This window comes from Streptomyces krungchingensis (genome assembly GCF_054729265.1).
This window is the reverse complement of sequence record NZ_JBPUKY010000001.1, coordinates 9,165,103-9,181,656: the sequence shown is the minus strand read 5'-3', so window position 1 is coordinate 9,181,656 and position 16,554 is coordinate 9,165,103. Positions and strand designations below refer to the sequence as shown.

At 71.8% G+C, this 16,554-nt stretch carries 14 protein-coding genes; 9 read left to right on the top strand and 5 right to left on the bottom strand.

All coding sequences use genetic code 11. The features are described 5' to 3' along the window. Nucleotides 1-8 precede the first annotated feature (8 nt). On the top strand, nucleotides 9-857 hold the full coding sequence (locus ACSYGO_RS39800; RefSeq protein WP_426676583.1) for a bifunctional 5,10-methylenetetrahydrofolate dehydrogenase/5,10-methenyltetrahydrofolate cyclohydrolase: 849 nt from the start codon (nucleotides 9-11) through the stop codon (nucleotides 855-857). 9 nt (nucleotides 858-866) lie between these two features. Here ACSYGO_RS39800 and ACSYGO_RS39795 read toward each other — a convergent pair whose 3' ends face one another. Next, the gene (locus ACSYGO_RS39795) at nucleotides 867-1,886 is read right to left on the bottom strand and encodes a CU044_5270 family protein (protein WP_432187443.1); all 1,020 of its coding nucleotides are present in this window, start codon (nucleotides 1,884-1,886) and stop codon (nucleotides 867-869) included. Further along, the gene (locus tag ACSYGO_RS39790) at nucleotides 1,879-2,445 is read right to left on the bottom strand and encodes an RNA polymerase sigma factor (RefSeq protein WP_426676585.1); all 567 of its coding nucleotides are present in this window, start codon (nucleotides 2,443-2,445) and stop codon (nucleotides 1,879-1,881) included. Before ACSYGO_RS39790 ends, ACSYGO_RS39795 begins: the two co-directional genes overlap by 8 nt. A 105-nt stretch (nucleotides 2,446-2,550) precedes the next feature. Between ACSYGO_RS39790 and ctaD the strand changes: the two genes are divergently transcribed. Together ctaD and ACSYGO_RS39780 are read left to right on the top strand one after the other, a co-directional pair. Further along, nucleotides 2,551-4,236, top strand: coding sequence for an aa3-type cytochrome oxidase subunit I (gene ctaD, locus ACSYGO_RS39785; protein ID WP_460389576.1), 1,686 nt, complete (start codon nucleotides 2,551-2,553; stop codon nucleotides 4,234-4,236). 5 nt (nucleotides 4,237-4,241) lie between these two features. After that, on the top strand, nucleotides 4,242-4,592 hold the full coding sequence (locus tag ACSYGO_RS39780; RefSeq protein ID WP_460389820.1) for a hypothetical protein: 351 nt from the start codon (nucleotides 4,242-4,244) through the stop codon (nucleotides 4,590-4,592). 160 nt (nucleotides 4,593-4,752) lie between these two features. On the opposite strand, the gene ACSYGO_RS39775 is transcribed toward ACSYGO_RS39780, so the two are convergent. Further along, entirely contained in the window at nucleotides 4,753-5,757 is a 1,005-nt protein-coding gene (locus ACSYGO_RS39775) for a polyprenyl synthetase family protein (protein WP_460389575.1), read from the bottom strand. Nucleotides 5,758-6,058: 301 nt separating this feature from the next. Here ACSYGO_RS39775 and ACSYGO_RS39770 point away from each other — a divergent pair, with 301 nt between their 5' ends. Next, entirely contained in the window at nucleotides 6,059-7,291 is a 1,233-nt protein-coding gene (locus ACSYGO_RS39770) for a glycosyltransferase (protein WP_460389819.1), read from the top strand. A gap of 94 nt (nucleotides 7,292-7,385) precedes the next feature. Here ACSYGO_RS39770 and ACSYGO_RS39765 read toward each other — a convergent pair whose 3' ends face one another. Then, the gene (locus ACSYGO_RS39765; protein ID WP_432187444.1) at nucleotides 7,386-8,048 is read right to left on the bottom strand and encodes a TetR/AcrR family transcriptional regulator; all 663 of its coding nucleotides are present in this window, start codon (nucleotides 8,046-8,048) and stop codon (nucleotides 7,386-7,388) included. 238 nt (nucleotides 8,049-8,286) lie between these two features. On the opposite strand from ACSYGO_RS39765, the gene ACSYGO_RS39760 reads away from it, so the two are divergent. Next, nucleotides 8,287-9,552, top strand: a complete 1,266-nt coding sequence (locus tag ACSYGO_RS39760) for a YncE family protein (protein WP_460389574.1) — start codon at nucleotides 8,287-8,289, stop codon at nucleotides 9,550-9,552. A gap of 24 nt (nucleotides 9,553-9,576) precedes the next feature. Here ACSYGO_RS39760 and ACSYGO_RS39755 read toward each other — a convergent pair whose 3' ends face one another. Continuing rightward, nucleotides 9,577-11,559, bottom strand: a complete 1,983-nt coding sequence (locus tag ACSYGO_RS39755; protein WP_432187446.1) for a GTP-binding protein — start codon at nucleotides 11,557-11,559, stop codon at nucleotides 9,577-9,579. 276 nt (nucleotides 11,560-11,835) lie between these two features. Here ACSYGO_RS39755 and ACSYGO_RS39750 point away from each other — a divergent pair, with 276 nt between their 5' ends. From ACSYGO_RS39750 to ACSYGO_RS39735, 4 genes are read left to right on the top strand one after another with little or no spacing between them, the layout of a single operon-like run. Further along, the gene (locus ACSYGO_RS39750; RefSeq protein ID WP_095938229.1) at nucleotides 11,836-12,306 is read left to right on the top strand and encodes a (2Fe-2S)-binding protein; all 471 of its coding nucleotides are present in this window, start codon (nucleotides 11,836-11,838) and stop codon (nucleotides 12,304-12,306) included. After that, entirely contained in the window at nucleotides 12,303-14,726 is a 2,424-nt protein-coding gene (locus ACSYGO_RS39745; RefSeq protein ID WP_460389573.1) for a xanthine dehydrogenase family protein molybdopterin-binding subunit, read from the top strand. The genes ACSYGO_RS39750 and ACSYGO_RS39745 overlap by 4 nt, the downstream gene beginning before the upstream one ends. Further along, nucleotides 14,723-15,577, top strand: a complete 855-nt coding sequence (locus tag ACSYGO_RS39740; protein ID WP_426676592.1) for an FAD binding domain-containing protein — start codon at nucleotides 14,723-14,725, stop codon at nucleotides 15,575-15,577. Before ACSYGO_RS39745 ends, ACSYGO_RS39740 begins: the two co-directional genes overlap by 4 nt. A 16-nt stretch (nucleotides 15,578-15,593) precedes the next feature. Beyond that, nucleotides 15,594-16,484, top strand: coding sequence for an AAA family ATPase (locus tag ACSYGO_RS39735; RefSeq protein ID WP_460389572.1), 891 nt, complete (start codon nucleotides 15,594-15,596; stop codon nucleotides 16,482-16,484). The last annotated feature ends 70 nt before the right edge of the window (nucleotides 16,485-16,554 follow it).

The window sequence follows — 16,554 nt, the reverse complement described above, 5'->3', positions numbered from 1 at the left end:
AGCAGCTCATGTCCCAGGCCCAGCTCATGGACGGCACGGCTCTCGCGCGCCGGATCGTCGAGGACACCGCGAAGCGCGCCGCCGACCTGAAGGACCGCACGGGTGCGGCGCCGTGTCTGGCGACGGTGCTCGTCGGCGAGGACCCCGCCTCGGTCACCTACGTGCGGATGAAGCAGAACCGCTGCCGCAAGGCGGGGATCGAGTCCCGGCACGTCGCGCTGCCGGCCGCCACGACGACCGCCGAACTGGTCGGCACGCTCCGCGCGCTCTCCGAGGACCCGGCCGTGCACGGCATCCTGCTCCAGCACCCCGTCGGACCGCACATCGACGAGCGGGCGGCGTTCGAGGCCATCGACCCGCGCAAGGACGTCGACGGCGTGACGCTGAGCTCGTACTCGGCGATGAGCTTCGGCCTGCCCGGCTTCGTGTCCTGCACGCCCGGCGGCATCATGCGGCTCCTCGACGAGTACGACGTCGACCCGGCGGGCAAGCGGGCGGTCGTGGTGGGCCGCAGCGCGATCCTCGGCAGGCCGGTCGGCATGCTCCTCCTCGGACGGGACGCCACGGTGACGTACTGCCACTCGCGCACGAAGGACCTGGCGTCGGTCGTGCGCGAGGCGGACATCGTGGTGGCCGCGGTGGGCCGGCCCCGGCTGATCCGCGGCGAGGACGTCAAGCCGGGTGCCGTCGTGATCGACGCGGGCTACAACCCGGGCAACGTGGGCGACGTCGACTTCGACACGGCCGTCACACGGGCCGGGCTGATCACGCCCGTGCCGGGCGGCGTCGGCCCCATGACCATCGCGGTCCTGCTGGAGCAGACCGTGGCGGCGGCCGAACGCCGGCCGGGCGTCTGAGCGGCACGGTCAGCGCATCCACGCGCGGTAGGACAGCACGTCCCCGGACTTCACCCCGAACTCGGGGTCGTCCCGGGTGACGGTCTCCTCCAGGCCGAGGACGGCGCCGGTGTCCGGATCGAGCACCAGCATCCGCCGGACGGAGTGCGCCCGGTCGTCGTACACGTACGCCTGTCCCGCTCGGCCCAGCCGGTCGGTGACCGCACCGGCCGGGCGCAGGCCCTGCGCGTCGGCGAGGATCCGGACGAGCGCGGCGTTCTCCCGGGTGCCGAGCGTCCAGTTGTCCAGCAGTCCGGCGACGGCGTCGAGGAGTCCCGGGGTGTCCAGGGGGCCGGTGCGGTCGATCTCGTCCAGGTAGGCGCGCAGCCGTACGGCGTCGTGCGGCGGCCGGGCGACGGGCGGGGCGTCGCTCCAACTCGGCGGATAGGTCCGCCTGCTGAGGACGTGCCCGTCCTCGACGGTGCGGGGCACGGGGTCGGCGTCGGTGACGACCGGCTTTCCCGGGCGGCGCGGATCGGTGGCCACGACGAGTTCCGTGTGGCTGCCGTCGGCCTGCCAGCGGACGAGGCGTTCCTCGGGCAGGGTGACGGGCGGCCGGGCGCCGGGGCCGGACGTCATGGCGAGACTCCATGCCTGCAGATGGGTGCCCTGGACCAGCCGGAGGGAGTCCCCGGCGCCCGCCGCGCGATCGGCGATCCGGTCGAGCGGCACGGGGGCGGAGCCGGCCTCGACGACCAGCGGGCGCGGTGCGGCCACGGCGGGCGCGGTGGCCGAGCCCGAGAACATGAGGGTGAGGACGACCACGCAGGCCGCCGCCACGGACCCGAGGCCCCAGGTCCAGCCGCGCAGATGCCGGGGGCTCGGCCGGCGTTCGCCGCCGCGCGGGAGGCGGTCGAGCCGGCGTTCGCCGTCGTGCAGGAGCAGGTCGAGCCGGCGTTCGGCGTGCTGGTCGAGCGGGCGGTCGCCGAAGCGGGGGTCGGCGGACGGGACCGGGTTGGCGCGGCGCAGGAGTTCGAGTTCGTCAGCCACGGCCGGGCTCCTTCGGGATGTCGCGGCGGGGCGTTGCGGTGCCGGCGGCCACGGGGGTGATGTGCAGACGGTCGATCTCGGCTCTGAGCCGGCGGCGGGCCCGGTGCAGGCGCATCGCGGCGGCGCGGCTGCCGCAGCCGAGGACGACGGCGACCTCGTCGACGGCGAGTTCCTCCCAGGCCGTGAGGCGCAGTACTTCCTGGTCGGCCGGGGAGAGCCGGGCCAGGGCCTCGTGCACCCAGTCGCCCGGCGTGTCGGAGCCGGGGCCGGCCACCACCTGGGTGCCGTGCGCGCTCTCGTCGTTGCCGAGCCGGTCGAGCAGCCTGCGGCGGCGTCCGTATCCGCGTACCGCGTTGGCCAGGCAGCGGCGCGCCACCCCGTACAGCCAGGGAAGGGGGGAGGGCGGCAGGTCGGACCGGCGCCGCCAGGCGACGGTGAAGACCTCCGCCACCACCTCTTCGACATCACTGCCACGGCCGTCCAGTCGCCTCGCCACGTAGCGGCTGACCGCCCAGTAGTGCTCGCGATAGGCAGCGGCGAAGGTCTCGTCGTTGCTCATGATCCGTCTGTGTCCGGCAGGTGGGCGAACGTCACACCCTGCGGTGTGACGCTCGTCGCGTCGCTCCATTGTGACGGTGCGGCGAGGGCCGGACACAGGCGGGGCATGGAGAGCAACACGGTGACGGCGCCGCCCGCGTCCGCGGGCCCGCGCCCACGGCGTCCGGGACGGGCCGCGGTGAAGTGGCTGACGTCCACGGACCACAAGACAATCGGCACGCTGTATCTGGTGACCTCGTTCGCGCTGTTCTGCGTCGGTGGTGTCATGGCGCTGCTCATGCGCGCCGAGCTCGCCCGGCCCGGTCTGCAGATCATGTCGAACGAGCAGTTCAACCAGGCGTTCACGATGCACGGCACGATCATGCTGCTGATGTTCGCGACGCCGCTGTTCGCCGGCTTCGCGAACTGGATCATGCCGCTGCAGATCGGCGCGCCCGACGTGGCGTTCCCGCGGCTGAACATGTTCGCGTACTGGCTGTACCTCTTCGGCTCGCTGATCGCGGTGGGCGGATTCCTCACCCCGCAGGGCGCGGCCGACTTCGGCTGGTTCGCCTACTCCCCGCTGTCGGACGCGGTCCGCTCGCCGGGCGTCGGCGCCGACATGTGGATCATGGGTCTGACGTTGTCCGGCTTCGGCACCATCCTCGGCGCGGTCAACTTCATCACCACCATCATCTGCATGCGCGCTCCGGGCATGACGATGTTCCGCATGCCGATCTTCGTGTGGAACGTGCTGCTGACCGGTGTGCTGGTGCTGCTGGCCTTCCCCGTCCTCGCGGCGGCCCTGTTCGCGCTGGAGGCGGACCGTGCATTCGGTGCGCATGTCTTCGACGCGGCGAACGGGGGCGCGCTGCTGTGGCAGCACCTCTTCTGGTTCTTCGGGCATCCAGAGGTGTACATCATCGCGCTGCCGTTCTTCGGGATCATCTCCGAGGTCATCCCGGTCTTCTCGCGCAAGCCGATGTTCGGTTACATGGGCCTGATCGGTGCGACCATCGCGATTGCCGGTCTGTCCGTGACGGTGTGGGCCCACCACATGTACGTCACCGGCGGTGTGCTCCTCCCGTTCTTCTCCTTCATGACGTTCCTCATCGCCGTTCCGACGGGTGTGAAGTTCTTCAACTGGATCGGAACGATGTGGCAGGGCTCCTTGTCCTTCGAGACACCGATGCTGTGGGCGACCGGTTTCCTCGTCACGTTCGTCTTCGGTGGTCTGACCGGCGTGATGCTCGCCTCCCCGCCGATGGACTTCCCCCTGTCCGACTCGTATTTCGTGGTGGCGCACTTCCACTACGTCGTCTTCGGCACCGTGGTGTTCGCGATGTTCTCCGGCTTCCACTTCTGGTGGCCGAAGTTCACGGGGAAGATGCTCGACGAACGCCTCGGGAAGATCACCTTCTGGACGCTGTTCGCCGGCTTCCACGGCACGTTCCTGGTGCAGCACTGGCTGGGCGCCAATGGAATGCAGCGCCGGATCCCCGACTATCTGGCGGTGGAAGGACTCACGGCCCTGAACACGGTGTCGACCATCGCGTCCTTCCTGCTCGGACTCTCGTTCCTGCCGTTCTTCTACAACGTGTGGAGGACGGCCAAGTACGGCAAGCCGGTCGGCGTCGACGACCCGTGGGGCTACGGCCGTTCGCTGGAGTGGGCGACGTCCTGCCCGCCGCCGCGGCACAACTTCCTCACCCTGCCGCGCATCCGCAGTGAATCCCCGGCCTTCGACCTGCACCATCCCGGCACCGCGGCGGCGGACATGTCTCTGCCGTCGGCCGGGAGGGAACTCCGGTGACCGCCATGGACGACCAGCCGCTCGACGCGTCGCCGCTGATACGCGAGCTCGAAGGCCATCTGCTCGTCGAGGCCACCCGTGCCGAGGGGCGTGCCGAGGCGGAGCGTTTCGCCCGGTCGCTGCCCTGGCTGTCGGACACCCAGCGGACGGAGGTGCAGGAGCGCTACGCGGCGGAGCACGTGGTCCTCGCCCGGCGCTCCTGGCAGCACGTCGCGCGACGCGGTGGCGAGCTGCGGGCCGAGTACGAGGACAGATACCGCCGGCTGCGGCGGCGCTGGTGCGCGGGCGTCCTGACCTGCGCGGCCCTCGCCGTGGTGTCGCCGGCCGTCCTGCTGCTGACGGGGGCGAGGGGCTAGGGGGTTTGGTTCGGATCAGGTCGGATCAGGCCGCGGCGTCCGGTGCGGTGCATCGCAAGGCGGAGGATCACTCGCGTACCGGGCGCACTCGGGTGGTCCGACGACGCGGCGAGGTGCCGTGCCGGGCGTCGCGGACCCGGGCTGATCCGAACGAAACCCCTTAGAGGGCCATCGCGGTCCCGGTGAGGGCACGCGGCTGGAGCTGCATGACGGACGACCGGTCCACGAGGTCGCGCAGGACGGGCACGAAGGCCTGGTCGCCGCCCAGTTCGTCCAGAATGCGGTGGGCCCGGTGACGGAACTCGTCGATGTCCCGCGCGAAGCGGCGCAGCACGGCCGGCGCGAGCAGCACGTCGGTCAGTTCCGTCCGGGCCTGCGGCGATGTCCGCGCCGCGGTGTGCAACGCGAGGACGCGGGCGGTGGAATGCGGGGCGGTCTCTTCCAGCGCGCAGGCGAGCAGATAGGTCACGGTGCCGTTCAGGAGGTCCTCGTCGCGACCGGACAGGATGTCCTCCTGGTCGTTGAAGATCTGCCAGAGGATCCCGAAGACGTCGCCGAATTCGCGCCACAGCTCCACACGCGGCTTCGCGGCGCCGGCCAGCTCCGCGGCCATGGTGGTGATCATGCTGTAGGGGGCGCCGGACTTCCCCTGGTACGCCGCGGCCACCGACGCACGGGTGGCGGTGGCCGCGTCGCCGTGGAGGTCTCTCAACTGGCCCTCGGTCGCACCGATCCAGCACCGCACGACCTCCGCCGACAGGACCCCGCGCACCTGCTCCGGGATCCGCTCCGACCGGACGACGAGCAGGGGCAGCGGGATTCCGCCGATCACGGTGGCGAGCAGCGCGTCGCTCTCGTCGAGGTCGCCGGCGGCGAAGGTTCCCTGACCGTCGGCGAGGTCGTCGAGGCAGCAGGCCGAGGTCCACCACAGGTCATGGACGACGGCCAGCGGAAGGGCCGGTTCGAGCGCGCCGGTCTCGGCGGCGTGGACGATCAGCGGCAGCACCGACAGGGGGTACTTGAAGGTGCGGTGCCGCAGGAGCGCGGCCACGACGGCCCGGACGGAGGGGGCCGACGGGCCGAGCAGCCCGAGTGCCGCCTCCCGCTCCGCCTCGATCTCCGCGGCCATCCGCCGATGCACATCCACGTACGACACCGCAGTCACGCAAGCCCACCCCACCACTCTGTTCAATCGAGGACCGATTCGATCACCCGGTTCGCAGGGGAGCTAGAGCGATTTCGCGCCATGGCCGAATCAATTCATCACGTGACGGGTCGGCCGGGCCCGGCCGGCGGGCCGCGCCGGGGCCCTCCCGTTCGGCGTGCGTCGCGCTCGGACAGCCGCGCGCCGGGGCGCGTCGGGCGGCGTACGGTGCCGCATCGGGCGGGAAACGCCGCATCGGCCGGGAAGTGAGGGTCCATCGGCCTCGGACCCCGCCATACTGGCCGTCGTGCGAGTAGCGATCATGACCGCGGGGTCGCGGGGCGACGTGGCGCCCTACACCGGGCTCGGGCACGGACTGGCGCGCGCCGGACACGAGGTCACCCTGGTGACGCACGGGTGCTTCGAGTATCTGGTGGCCGGTTCGGGCGTGGGCTTCCATGCCCTGCCCGTCGATCCCCGCGCCGAGCTGGAATCCACCCGCGGACGGGGGCTGCACCGCAGCACCACGGGGGCCGGAAAGCTGATCCGGCTCGTCGGGATGGCGCGGGCGCTGGTCGGGCGGATGGCCGACGACCTCGTCGAGGCGGCCCGCGCCAGCGACGTGTTGCTGCTGTCCGGTTCGCTGGCTCCGCTCGGGCACACCGTCGCCGAGGGGCTGTCCTTGCCGAGCATGGGCGTCTACCTCCAGCCGCTGGCCCCCACGGGGGACTTCGCGCCTCCCGTGACCGGGGTCCGCTCGTGGGGCCCCGCGGTGAACCGGGCCGCGGGACACGGGGTGAACATGGCCGTGGAGCGGGTCTTCGCCGAGACCGTGCGCACCCTGCGGGGCCGGCTCGGCCTGCCGCGCCTCGGCCCCGGTGCCGTGCGCCGCGCCCGCGAACGGCAGAGCTGGCCCGTGCACCACGGCTTCAGCCCGCACGTCGTGCGCCGCCCGCGCGACTGGCGGGCCGGGCTCGACGTCGCCGGGTACTGGTGGCCGTACGACGGCGCCGACGCGCAACTGCCCGCCGCGCTGCTGGACTTCCTGGACGCCGGGCCTCCCCCGGTCTTCGTGGGCCTCGGCAGCGCGACGGTGCCCGACCCCGGCCGGCTGAGCGCACACGTCGTCCGCGCCCTGCGAGCGGCCGGGCTGCGCGGGGTGATCCAGCGGGGCTGGGGCGAACTGCACGCCACCGGCGACGACATGTTCACGGTCGGAGAGGTCCCGCACTCACGGCTCTTCCCCCGGATGGCCGCGGTGGTGCATCACGCCGGGGCGGGCACGACGGCGGCCGGTCTGCGGGCCGGGGTCCCGGCCGTGCCCGTGCCGATCCAGTTCGACGAGGGTTTCTGGGCCACGCGGCTCGTCTCACTCGGTGTGTCACCGGGCGCCCTGCCCATGCGGGGGTTCAGCGCGGCACGGCTCACGGCCGCGCTGGTGCGGGCCACCGGCGATCCGTCGTACCGGCGGCGCGCCACCGCGCTGGCCGCGCACATCGGCGCGGAGGACGGCGTGGGGCCGGTCGCCGACGCGATCGGCCGGCTGGCGCGCTGAGCGCCGGGTACGGCGACGGGCCCACCTCCTGAACCGACGGGTTCCTGGCCCGCACGGGCCGCGCGCGAGCGGTCTCCAGCGGGGAAGGGACTCCTCAGTCCTCGGTCGGCGGCCAGCCCGCCGGACGCAGGATGGCGAGGAGCTGTCGGACCAGCTCCTCGACCACCTCGTCGAGCGTGGCGTCCACCCAGCCCGCGCGCCAGTCGTGGAGCAGGCCGTTGACGCTTCCGATGAAGGCGGTGGCGGCGATGCGGTAGTCCCGCGCGGCCGCCTCCCCGCGTGCCGCGGCGGTGGCGGCCTCCGCGCAGATGAAGTCCACCCAGCGGGCGCGGCGGGCCAGTCGCTGCTCCTCCAGCCGCGGGCTCACACCGATGATCTCGACGAAGGTGATGCGGATACGGCGCGGGTCGCCCGTCACGTTCGCCGCGTACGCGCGGAAGATCGCGGTGGCCCGCTCGGCGAGCGGCAGGTCCCGGGCGTCGGCCAGCGCGGCCAGCGCCGCTTCCTCCGCCCAGTCGTTGACCTGGAGATGCAGGGCCGCCAGCACGTCCTCCAGGGTGCGGAACTCCTCGTAGAACTGGCGCGTGGACAGTCCCGCCGCCTCGCTCAGCGCGGCGACGGTGGTGGACCGGAAGCCGGGGCTGTCACCGAACAGCTGCAGTGCGGCGTCCATGAACCGGCGGCGCCGCTCGGCCTGCCGCTCGGCGGCGGTCCTGCCCCCGTAGCGGCCGGTCGGCTGTCTGAGCCTGCCCGTCATGCCCGCCTCCCAGCCGCTCCGGCACTCACAGCTCCAGCGTCCCCGCTCTCCGGCGCGCGGGTGCTCCCCTGTGCCGACGCGTCGTTCACTCTTGACGATTTTGTCGTGTACGGACCCTTGTGGAGAGAGCCGCCCCCTCCTTACTTTCCAGTAAGTCAACTCTGAACGCGGGCGTGTTCAGAATTTCCCTTGTCATGCCCAAGCCACCCGCACTCCCCACAACGACAAGGACCCAACCATGTCTGTCCTCAGACCCGGACACCTCTGTTCTCTGGCCGCCGCCCTCACGCTCACCTTCACGCTCGCCGGCTCGGCGACCGCCGCCGGCACGGACCCGGCCCAGGCGTCGGCCGCCGGCCTGCGTGAGGTGATGTTCGTCGGCAACAACTGGGACGGCACCGCCGACGTCATCCGCTCCACCGGCGACTTCGCGAAGATCGGCCGTGTCGACGTCATCCCGGACAAGGCCGAGCGGCTCGCGGCGATCAACGCCGACCCCATCAAGTGGATCTATTTCATGGCCATCCGCAACGGCGTCGGCGAGGGCCACGACCAGTTCGTCGACGACATGTACTCGACGCCCGACGGCAGGTCCGTGGTGGTCTCCCGCCCGAGCTTCGCCGACGTCGTCTCGATCGACCTGGCCAGCGGACGGATCAACTGGCGTTTCCCGGTGTCCGGTTACCGTTCCGACCACATGGCCGTCTCCCCCGACGGCACGCGCGTGGCGGTCTCGGCGTCGACCGCGAACACCGTGCACGTCCTCGACATCACCACCGGCAGGCAACTCGGCTCCTTCGCCACCGGGGACAAGCCGCACGAGAACATCTTCACGCGCGACGGCAAGTACATCTGGAACATGGCCATCGGCGACGTCAACACCGCTCTCGACGACCCGTGGCTGGACTGGACGAAGGGCGACCGGCGCATCACCGTCGTCGACGCGACCACGTTCCGGCAGGTCAAGGTCATCGACATGCGTGAGCGGCTCGACGCGATCGGGCTCAAGGACTACTCGGACGCGGTCCGCCCCGCGGTCTTCTCGCCCGACGAGTCCAAGCTCTACTTCCAGGTGTCGTTCTTCAACGGCTTCCTGGAGTACGACGTCGCCTCCGACCGGATCACCCGGGTGAAGACCCTCCCGAAGAACCCCGCCACCAGCGCGGACCGTACGACGTGGGTGAACGACTCCCGCCACCACGGCATCTCGATGAATCCCTCCGGCACCAGGCTGTGCGTCGCGGGCACGATGGACGACTACGCCACCGTCGTCGACCGCGACACCCTCCAGGAGGGCCCGCTCGTCACCGCGTCCAAGCCGTACTGGGCGACCGTCAGCGGCGACGGCAAGGACTGTGTCGTCTCCGAGAGCGGTGCCGACCAGGTCACCGCCATCGACTTCGCCACCGGGCAGAAGCGGGTGTCGGTGTCGGTCGGCGACCACCCGCAGCGCGTGCGCCTCGGCCATGTGGAGGCGCACTGGACCGGACCGTCGGCCGGTTGACCGTTCCGCCGGCCCCCGCACTCCTCATCCACCGACCCGGCGCGTCAGATTCAGCAGGTACTCCTTCCGGTCCAGCGGGTTGAGGTCGCTGCGCGGCCGGTCCGGGACCGCGCCGCGGGCGACCGGCGCGTAGTGGTCGAAGGCCGATTCCAGCTCGCCCTCGCCCCGTGTCAGACCCGGCAGTTGCTGCTCCAGTCCGTGCACCCGGGCGGCCGGGACGACGCCCTCCAGGACGCAGGCCGTACCGCGCACCTCCGTGGTCCGCGGGACGGCACGCCCGCTCGCCAACAGGGGCAGCACCGCCGCGAGCGTGTCCGCCGGGACCTCCAGGACGAACCGGTGCATCGGCTCGTACACCTGGCTGCCGGCCCGGCGCAGCGCGTTCATCAGCACCAGCGGGGTCACCCCGCGGAAGTCGGCGCCCGTGCTGGACATGCTCTTGTCGAAGCCCTGGTGTGCGTGGCTCTGCCGGGGCGAGTAGCCGCAGTGCGTCATGGTCACCGTGCAGTCGGTGACCTCCCAGCCGTGCAGTCCCTGCCCGAGCGTCTCGCGGACGGTGTCCTCGACCGCCTTGAAGAACGCGTAGGGCATGGCGCCGAGTTCGACCTCCAGGCCGAAGGAGACGCCGGAACCGACCGCCGCCGCGTCGATGCGCAGTCCGACGGTCGCGAGGAACGGATTGGGGTCCTTCTTGTTGAACTCGACGGCCGTGCCCGAGCCCACGGGCCGTTCGACGCACAGCGGCGTGGTCTCGCGGAACGTGACGTCGAGACCGAACTCGTCGGCCAGCGTGGCCTGGACGACCTCTTTCTGCACCTCCCCGTAGAGCGACACGGAGACCTCTGATCGCACCTCGTCGTGCCGCACGTCGATCAGCGGGTCCTGCTCGGCCAGCTGGGTGAGGGCGAGATGCAGTGCGCCGCGGTCGGCCGGGCTCGCCGGGACGACGACGGTCTCGAGCGTCGGCGGCGAGAAGTGGTGTCCGGCCGCCGTCGCGCGCGGCACGCCGATGGCGTCGCCGATCCGGACGCCACCGAGCCCCCACAGTTTGCCGATCCGGCCGGCGGCCACGGCGTCCTCACGGACCGCGGTCCCGTGGTCGAAGACACTGATGGCGGTGACCTTCGCCTCCGCGCCGCCGCCGACGGTCAGCCGGTCGCGGGTGCGCAGCGTCCCGGAGAACATCCGCGCGTACGCGATCTTCTCCCCGGCCGCTCCGCGTTCGACCTTGAAGACGGTGCCCGAGACCGGACCCCCGCCGTCGGCTTCGGCGGCGGGCAGCAACTCCTTGATCCCGCCGATCAGTTCACCGATGCCCGCGCCCGTCACGGCCGAGCCGAGGAACACCGGGTGGACCTGGGCCCGCCCGGTCTGCCGGACGAGATCGGCGCGCAGCCGGCCGGGCGTGACGTCGCCCTCGACATAGGCCGCGAGCAGGTCGTCGTCGTGCCGCGCCAGCAGGTCGAGCAGCGGGGTGCGCAGCCGGTCGTCGTCGAAGGGGGCGAAGCGGGCCGCGCGCGTGCCCGGGGCGACGGCCTCGCCCATCGGGACGATCGCCGGTGTGAGCCGCTCGGCGATCTGCTCCAGGACGTGCGCGCACCGTGCGCCGCTCCGGTCGATCTTGTTCACGAGGATCAGCGTCGGGATGCGCAGCCGCCGCAGCGTCCGCATCAGGACACGGGTCTGCGCCTGGACGCCCTCCACCGCCGAGACGACGAGGACGGCGCCGTCGAGGACGCCGAGCACCCGCTCCACCTCGGCGATGAAGTCCGGGTGACCGGGGGTGTCGATGAGATTGACGGTGACGTCGTCGATCGCGAAGGAGACGACGGCGGATCTGATCGTGATGCCGCGCTGTCGCTCCAGCGCGAGGGAATCGGTCTGGGTGCTGCCGTCGTCGACGCTGCCGATCTCGTCGATGACTCCGACCGAGTGCAGCAGCCGCTCGGTCAGGCTCGTCTTACCGGCGTCTACGTGCGCCAGAATTCCCAGGTTCAGCAAGTGCACCGGGTGTCATGTCCTTCGAAGTGGGAGTGATTCCTTCCTGGGTGGACATGAACGGTGTGCGCATCGCTGCTCCTCGATCCGGTGGACGCCTCCCCGGCAGTGCAGCAGGCGGCCGTGTGCGACGGCAACGGATTAACGCTCAACAAATGCCTGCCGCGACACTCCCCCGACCCGGAACACGGCCCTAGAGTGACGCCCATCACGTCGGCGGCCGATGTCCGCTCGGGCGGCTGCCGCCCCGCACCCATTCCCTCGCACGGTTCCCTGGGAGGGCACATGACCCGTATCTCGGTGAAGGTGGACGGCACGACGTACGAGGACGAGGTGGAACCCCGTCTCCTGCTGATCCACTATCTGCGTGACCGGCTGGGCCTGACCGGCACCCCGATCGGCTGCGACACCTCCAACTGCGGGGCCTGCACGGTGGACCTCGACGGGGAGACGGTCAAGAGCTGCTCCGTGCTCGCGGTCCAGGCCGACTCGGGCGAGGTGACCACCGTCCAGGGCCTGGCCCGGGACGGGGAGTGGCATCCGCTGCAGAAGGCGTTCCACGAGCGGCACGCGCTGCAGTGCGGCTACTGCACCCCCGGGATGATCATGGCCGCCCGCGATCTCCTGCGCGAGAACCCGGCGCCGGACCCGCAGGAGGTGCGGGAGGCCCTGGAGGGCAACCTCTGCCGGTGCACCGGCTACCAGAACATCGTGCGCGCGGTCCTCGCCGCCTCCGGACAGGAGGCCACGACATGAGCGACCAGGTCACCGAACGCGAGGTCGGCCGGTCCCGGCCGCGCAAGGAGGACGCCCACCTCGTCACGGGCCAGACCACCTGGACCGACAACATCGACGTCCACGGGCTGCTGCATCTGGCGATCCTGCGCAGTCCGATGGCACACGCCCGCATCCGGCGGATCGACGTCTCGCCCGCGCTCGAACAGCCCGGCGTCGTCGCCGCGTTCAGCGGCCGCGACGTCGCCGCGGGCCTCGGCTCGCTGCCCTGCGCCTGGCCCGTCACCGAGGACATGGTGCTGCCCGACCACCCGCCGATCGCGGTCGACGAGGTCCGCTACGCCGGTGACCCGGTGGCGGTCGTCGTGGCCCGGGACCGGTACGCCGCCGCCGACGCGCTGGAGGCCGTCGAGGTCGACTACGAGCACCTGCCGCCCGTCCTCGACCTGGAGGCCGCCCTCGCCGAGGACGCGCCGCTGGTCCACTCCGACAAGGGCACCAACCGCTGCTACGTGTGGCCGCTGGCCACCGGCGAGGAGTACCCGGCGGTGCGGCACCGCGCCGACGTCGTCCTGCGCCGGCGCTATGTGCAGCAGCGGCTCATCCCCAACGCGATGGAACCGCGGTCGGTCGTCGTCACGCCGCTCGCCGCGTCCGGCGAGTACACCGTCCACTCCGCCACCCAGATCCCGCACATCCTGCGGATCATGCTCGCCACGGTCACCGGGGTCCCCGAGCACAAACTGCGCGTGATCGCCCCGGACGTGGGCGGCGGCTTCGGCTCCAAACTCCAGGTGTACGGCGAGGAGGCCCTCGCCCTCGCCGTCGCCCGTCGCCTCGGACGGCCGGTGAAGTGGACCGAGTCGCGGTCCGAGGGCTATCTCGCCACCCACCACGGCCGCGGCATGATCCAGGACGTGGAGATCGCCGCCACCCGGGAGGGCAGGCTGCTCGGCCTCAAGGTCGATCTGCTCGCCGACATGGGTGCCTACCTGATGCTCGTCACTCCGGGCATCCCGATCCTCGGCGCGTTCATGTACCCCGCGATCTACAAGATGGACGCCTACGACTTCACGTGCACCGGCGTGTTCACCACCCGCACTCCGACGGACGCCTACCGTGGCGCGGGACGCCCCGAGGCGACGTACGCCATCGAGCGGATCATGGACGAGCTGGCCGTGGAACTCGGCCTGGATCCCGTCGAGTTGCGGCGCCGCAACTGGATCGGCCACGAGGAGTTCCCCTACACGGCGATCGCGGGGCTGACGTACGACAGCGGCAACTACGAGGCGGCCACGGACAAGGCGCTCGCGCTCTTCGGGTACGACGAACTGCGCGCCGAGCAGCGCAAGCGCAACGAGAGCGGCGAGACGGTGCGTCTGGGCATCGGAGTGTCCACCTACACCGAGATGTGCGGGCTCGCGCCGAGCCGGGTGCTCCGCGATCTGCGGTACGCGGCCGGGGGCTGGGAGGCGGCGAGCATCCGCATGCTGCCGACCGGCAAGGTCGAGGTGGTCACCGGCACCAGCCCGCACGGGCAGGGGCATGTGACCTGCTGGAGCCAGATCGCCTCCGACGTGCTGGGGGTGCCCTTCGAGGACGTCGAGGTGGTGCACGGCGACACCAGGGCGGCTCCGCAGGGCATGGACACCTACGGCTCCCGATCGCTCGTGGTGGGCGGGGCCGCCGTCCACCACGCCGCCGAGAAGGTGGTGGAGAAGGCGCGGAAGGTGGCCGCGCACCTCCTCGAAGCGAGCGAGGACGACCTGGAGTTCACGCACGGCGTGTTCTCGGTGAAGGGATCGCCCGAGGCGCGCAGGTCCATCCAGGAGATCGCCTTCGAGACGTTCTCCTCGCACGACCTGCCCGACGGCATGGAACCCACCATCAACGCCGAGCACCTCGTCGACCCGGACAACTTCTCCTACCCGCACGGCACGCACCTGTGCGCCGTCGAGGTCGACACCGAGACCGGGCGGACCACCATCCGTTCGTACGTCAGCGTCGACGACGTCGGGCGGGTCGTCAACCCGATGATCGTCGAAGGGCAGGTGCACGGAGGGATCGCGCAGGGCATCGCACAGGCCCTGTTCGAGGAGGCCGTCTACGACGACGAGGGCAACCTCGTCTCCGGCACGATGGCCGACTACCTCGTGCCCTCCGCGGCCGATCTGCCCGCCTTCGTGACGGACCGGACGGAGACGCCCGCGACGTCGAACCCCCTGGGCGCCAAGGGAGTCGGCGAGGCGGGCACCATCGCCTCGACGCCCGCCGTCGTCAACGCGATCGTGGACGCGCTGCGTCCGCTCGGGGTGAGCGAGGTGGCGATGCCCTGCACCCCGCAGCGGGTCTGGGAGGCCCTCCGTGCCGCGCGGTCCGACGGGCACTCCTCCGGCGGCCCCACAGCGTCCGCGGAGTCCGCGAAGGAGGCGTCGGCATGATTCCCCCGGCATTCGAGTACACGAGGCCCACGAGCGTCGACGAGGCGGTACGTACGCTCGCCGACGCGGGCGAGGACGCGAAGGTGCTGGCCGGCGGGCAGAGCCTGCTGCCCCTGCTGCGCCTGCGGCTGGCGTTCCCCGAACTCGTCGTCGACGTGGGGCGGATACCGGAACTGCGCGGGATCCGCGAGGACGAGGGCACCCTGGTCATCGGAGCGATGACCACCCACCACGAGGTCGTCCGCGACCCGCGGGTGCGCCGGCACGCCGGGCTGCTCGCCGCGGCCACCGCCACCGTCGCGGACCCGGCCGTGCGCCACCGCGGCACGCTCGGCGGATCCCTCGCGCACGCCGACCCGGCCGGCGACCTGCCGGCCGTGATCCTCGCGCTGGACGCGACCCTCGTCGCCGTGGGACCGGGCGGGCGGCGGTCCATCCCGGCCCGCGAGTTCTTCGTCGACTACCTCCAGACAGCGCTGCGGCCCGACGAACTGCTGCTGCAGGTGGAGATCCCGGCCCGCGACGGCTGGGGTTTCCACTACGAGAAGTTCCAGCGCGTCGCACAGGCGTGGGCGGTCGTGGGGGTGGCCGCGCTCGTGCGGCGGGACAACGGGCGGATCGCCGAGGCGCGGATCGGCCTGACCAACATGGGCTCGACGCCCCTGCGCGCCGAGGCCGCCGAGGAGGCGCTGGAGGGCGCCACCGCGGTGGGTGCGGTGCGTCGGGCGGCCGAGACGGCGGCGGACGGCACCCGTCCCTCGTCCGACCCGTCGGCATCCCCCGAGTACCGTGCGCACCTCGCCCGGGTGCTCACCCGGCGCGCGGTGCTCGCCGCCGCCGGGATGGGGTGAGGAGCCCATCGCCGCCATGACCACGGACGGCCCGAGCGGTCCGGACGAGGTACGGGCCCGCCTGGAGAAGACGGGGTATCTCGTCGACGACGGGCTGGCCGTGGCCTGCTTCCTGGCACTGCGGCTGCACCGGCCGCTGTTCTGCGAGGGCGACGCGGGCGTGGGCAAGACCGCGCTCGCGTCCGCCCTCGCCGAGGCGACCGGCGCCCCGCTGATCCGGCTCCAGTGCTACGAGGGCATCGACGCGTCCCAGGCGCTGTACGACTGGGACTTCCCGCGCCAGCTCCTCCATCTGCGGGCCGCCGAGACGGCGGGTGTCACGGACGCGGACCGGCTCGAAGCCGAGCTGTACGACCGGCGGTTCCTCCTCGCGCGGCCCCTCCTGCGGGCGCTGGAGACACAGCCGTCCGTACTGCTCGTCGACGAAGTCGACCGCGCGGACGACGAGTTCGAGGCGTTCCTGCTGGAGCTGCTGTCCGACTACACGGTCACCGTCCCCGAACTGGGCACGTTGCGCGCCGAGTCGCCGCCCGTCGTGGTCGTGACCTCCAACCGCACCCGCGAGGTGCACGACGCCCTGAAACGACGGTGCCTGTACCACTGGTTCGACCATCCCGGGTTCGCCCGCGAGCTCTCCATCGTCAGAAGGCGGCTCCCGGAGGTCACCGACCGGCTCGCCGAGCAGGTCACCGCGCTGGTGCAGGCGCTGCGCGCCGAGGACCTCCTCAAACCGCCCGGGGTCGCGGAGACGATCGACTGGGCACGGGCCCTGCACGCCCTCGGTGCGACCGAGGTGGACGCCGAACTGGCCGTCGTCACGCTGGGCTCCGCCCTCAAGTACCGCGAGGACGCGGACCGGGCACGGGGACTGGATCTCTCGGCGATCCTCGCGGCACGGGAGGGGTGAGACGGCGTGGACGGCACCGACCCGCGCTCCGGCCGCACCGGGATCCGACGGCAGGCCGTGCCGGGCTACG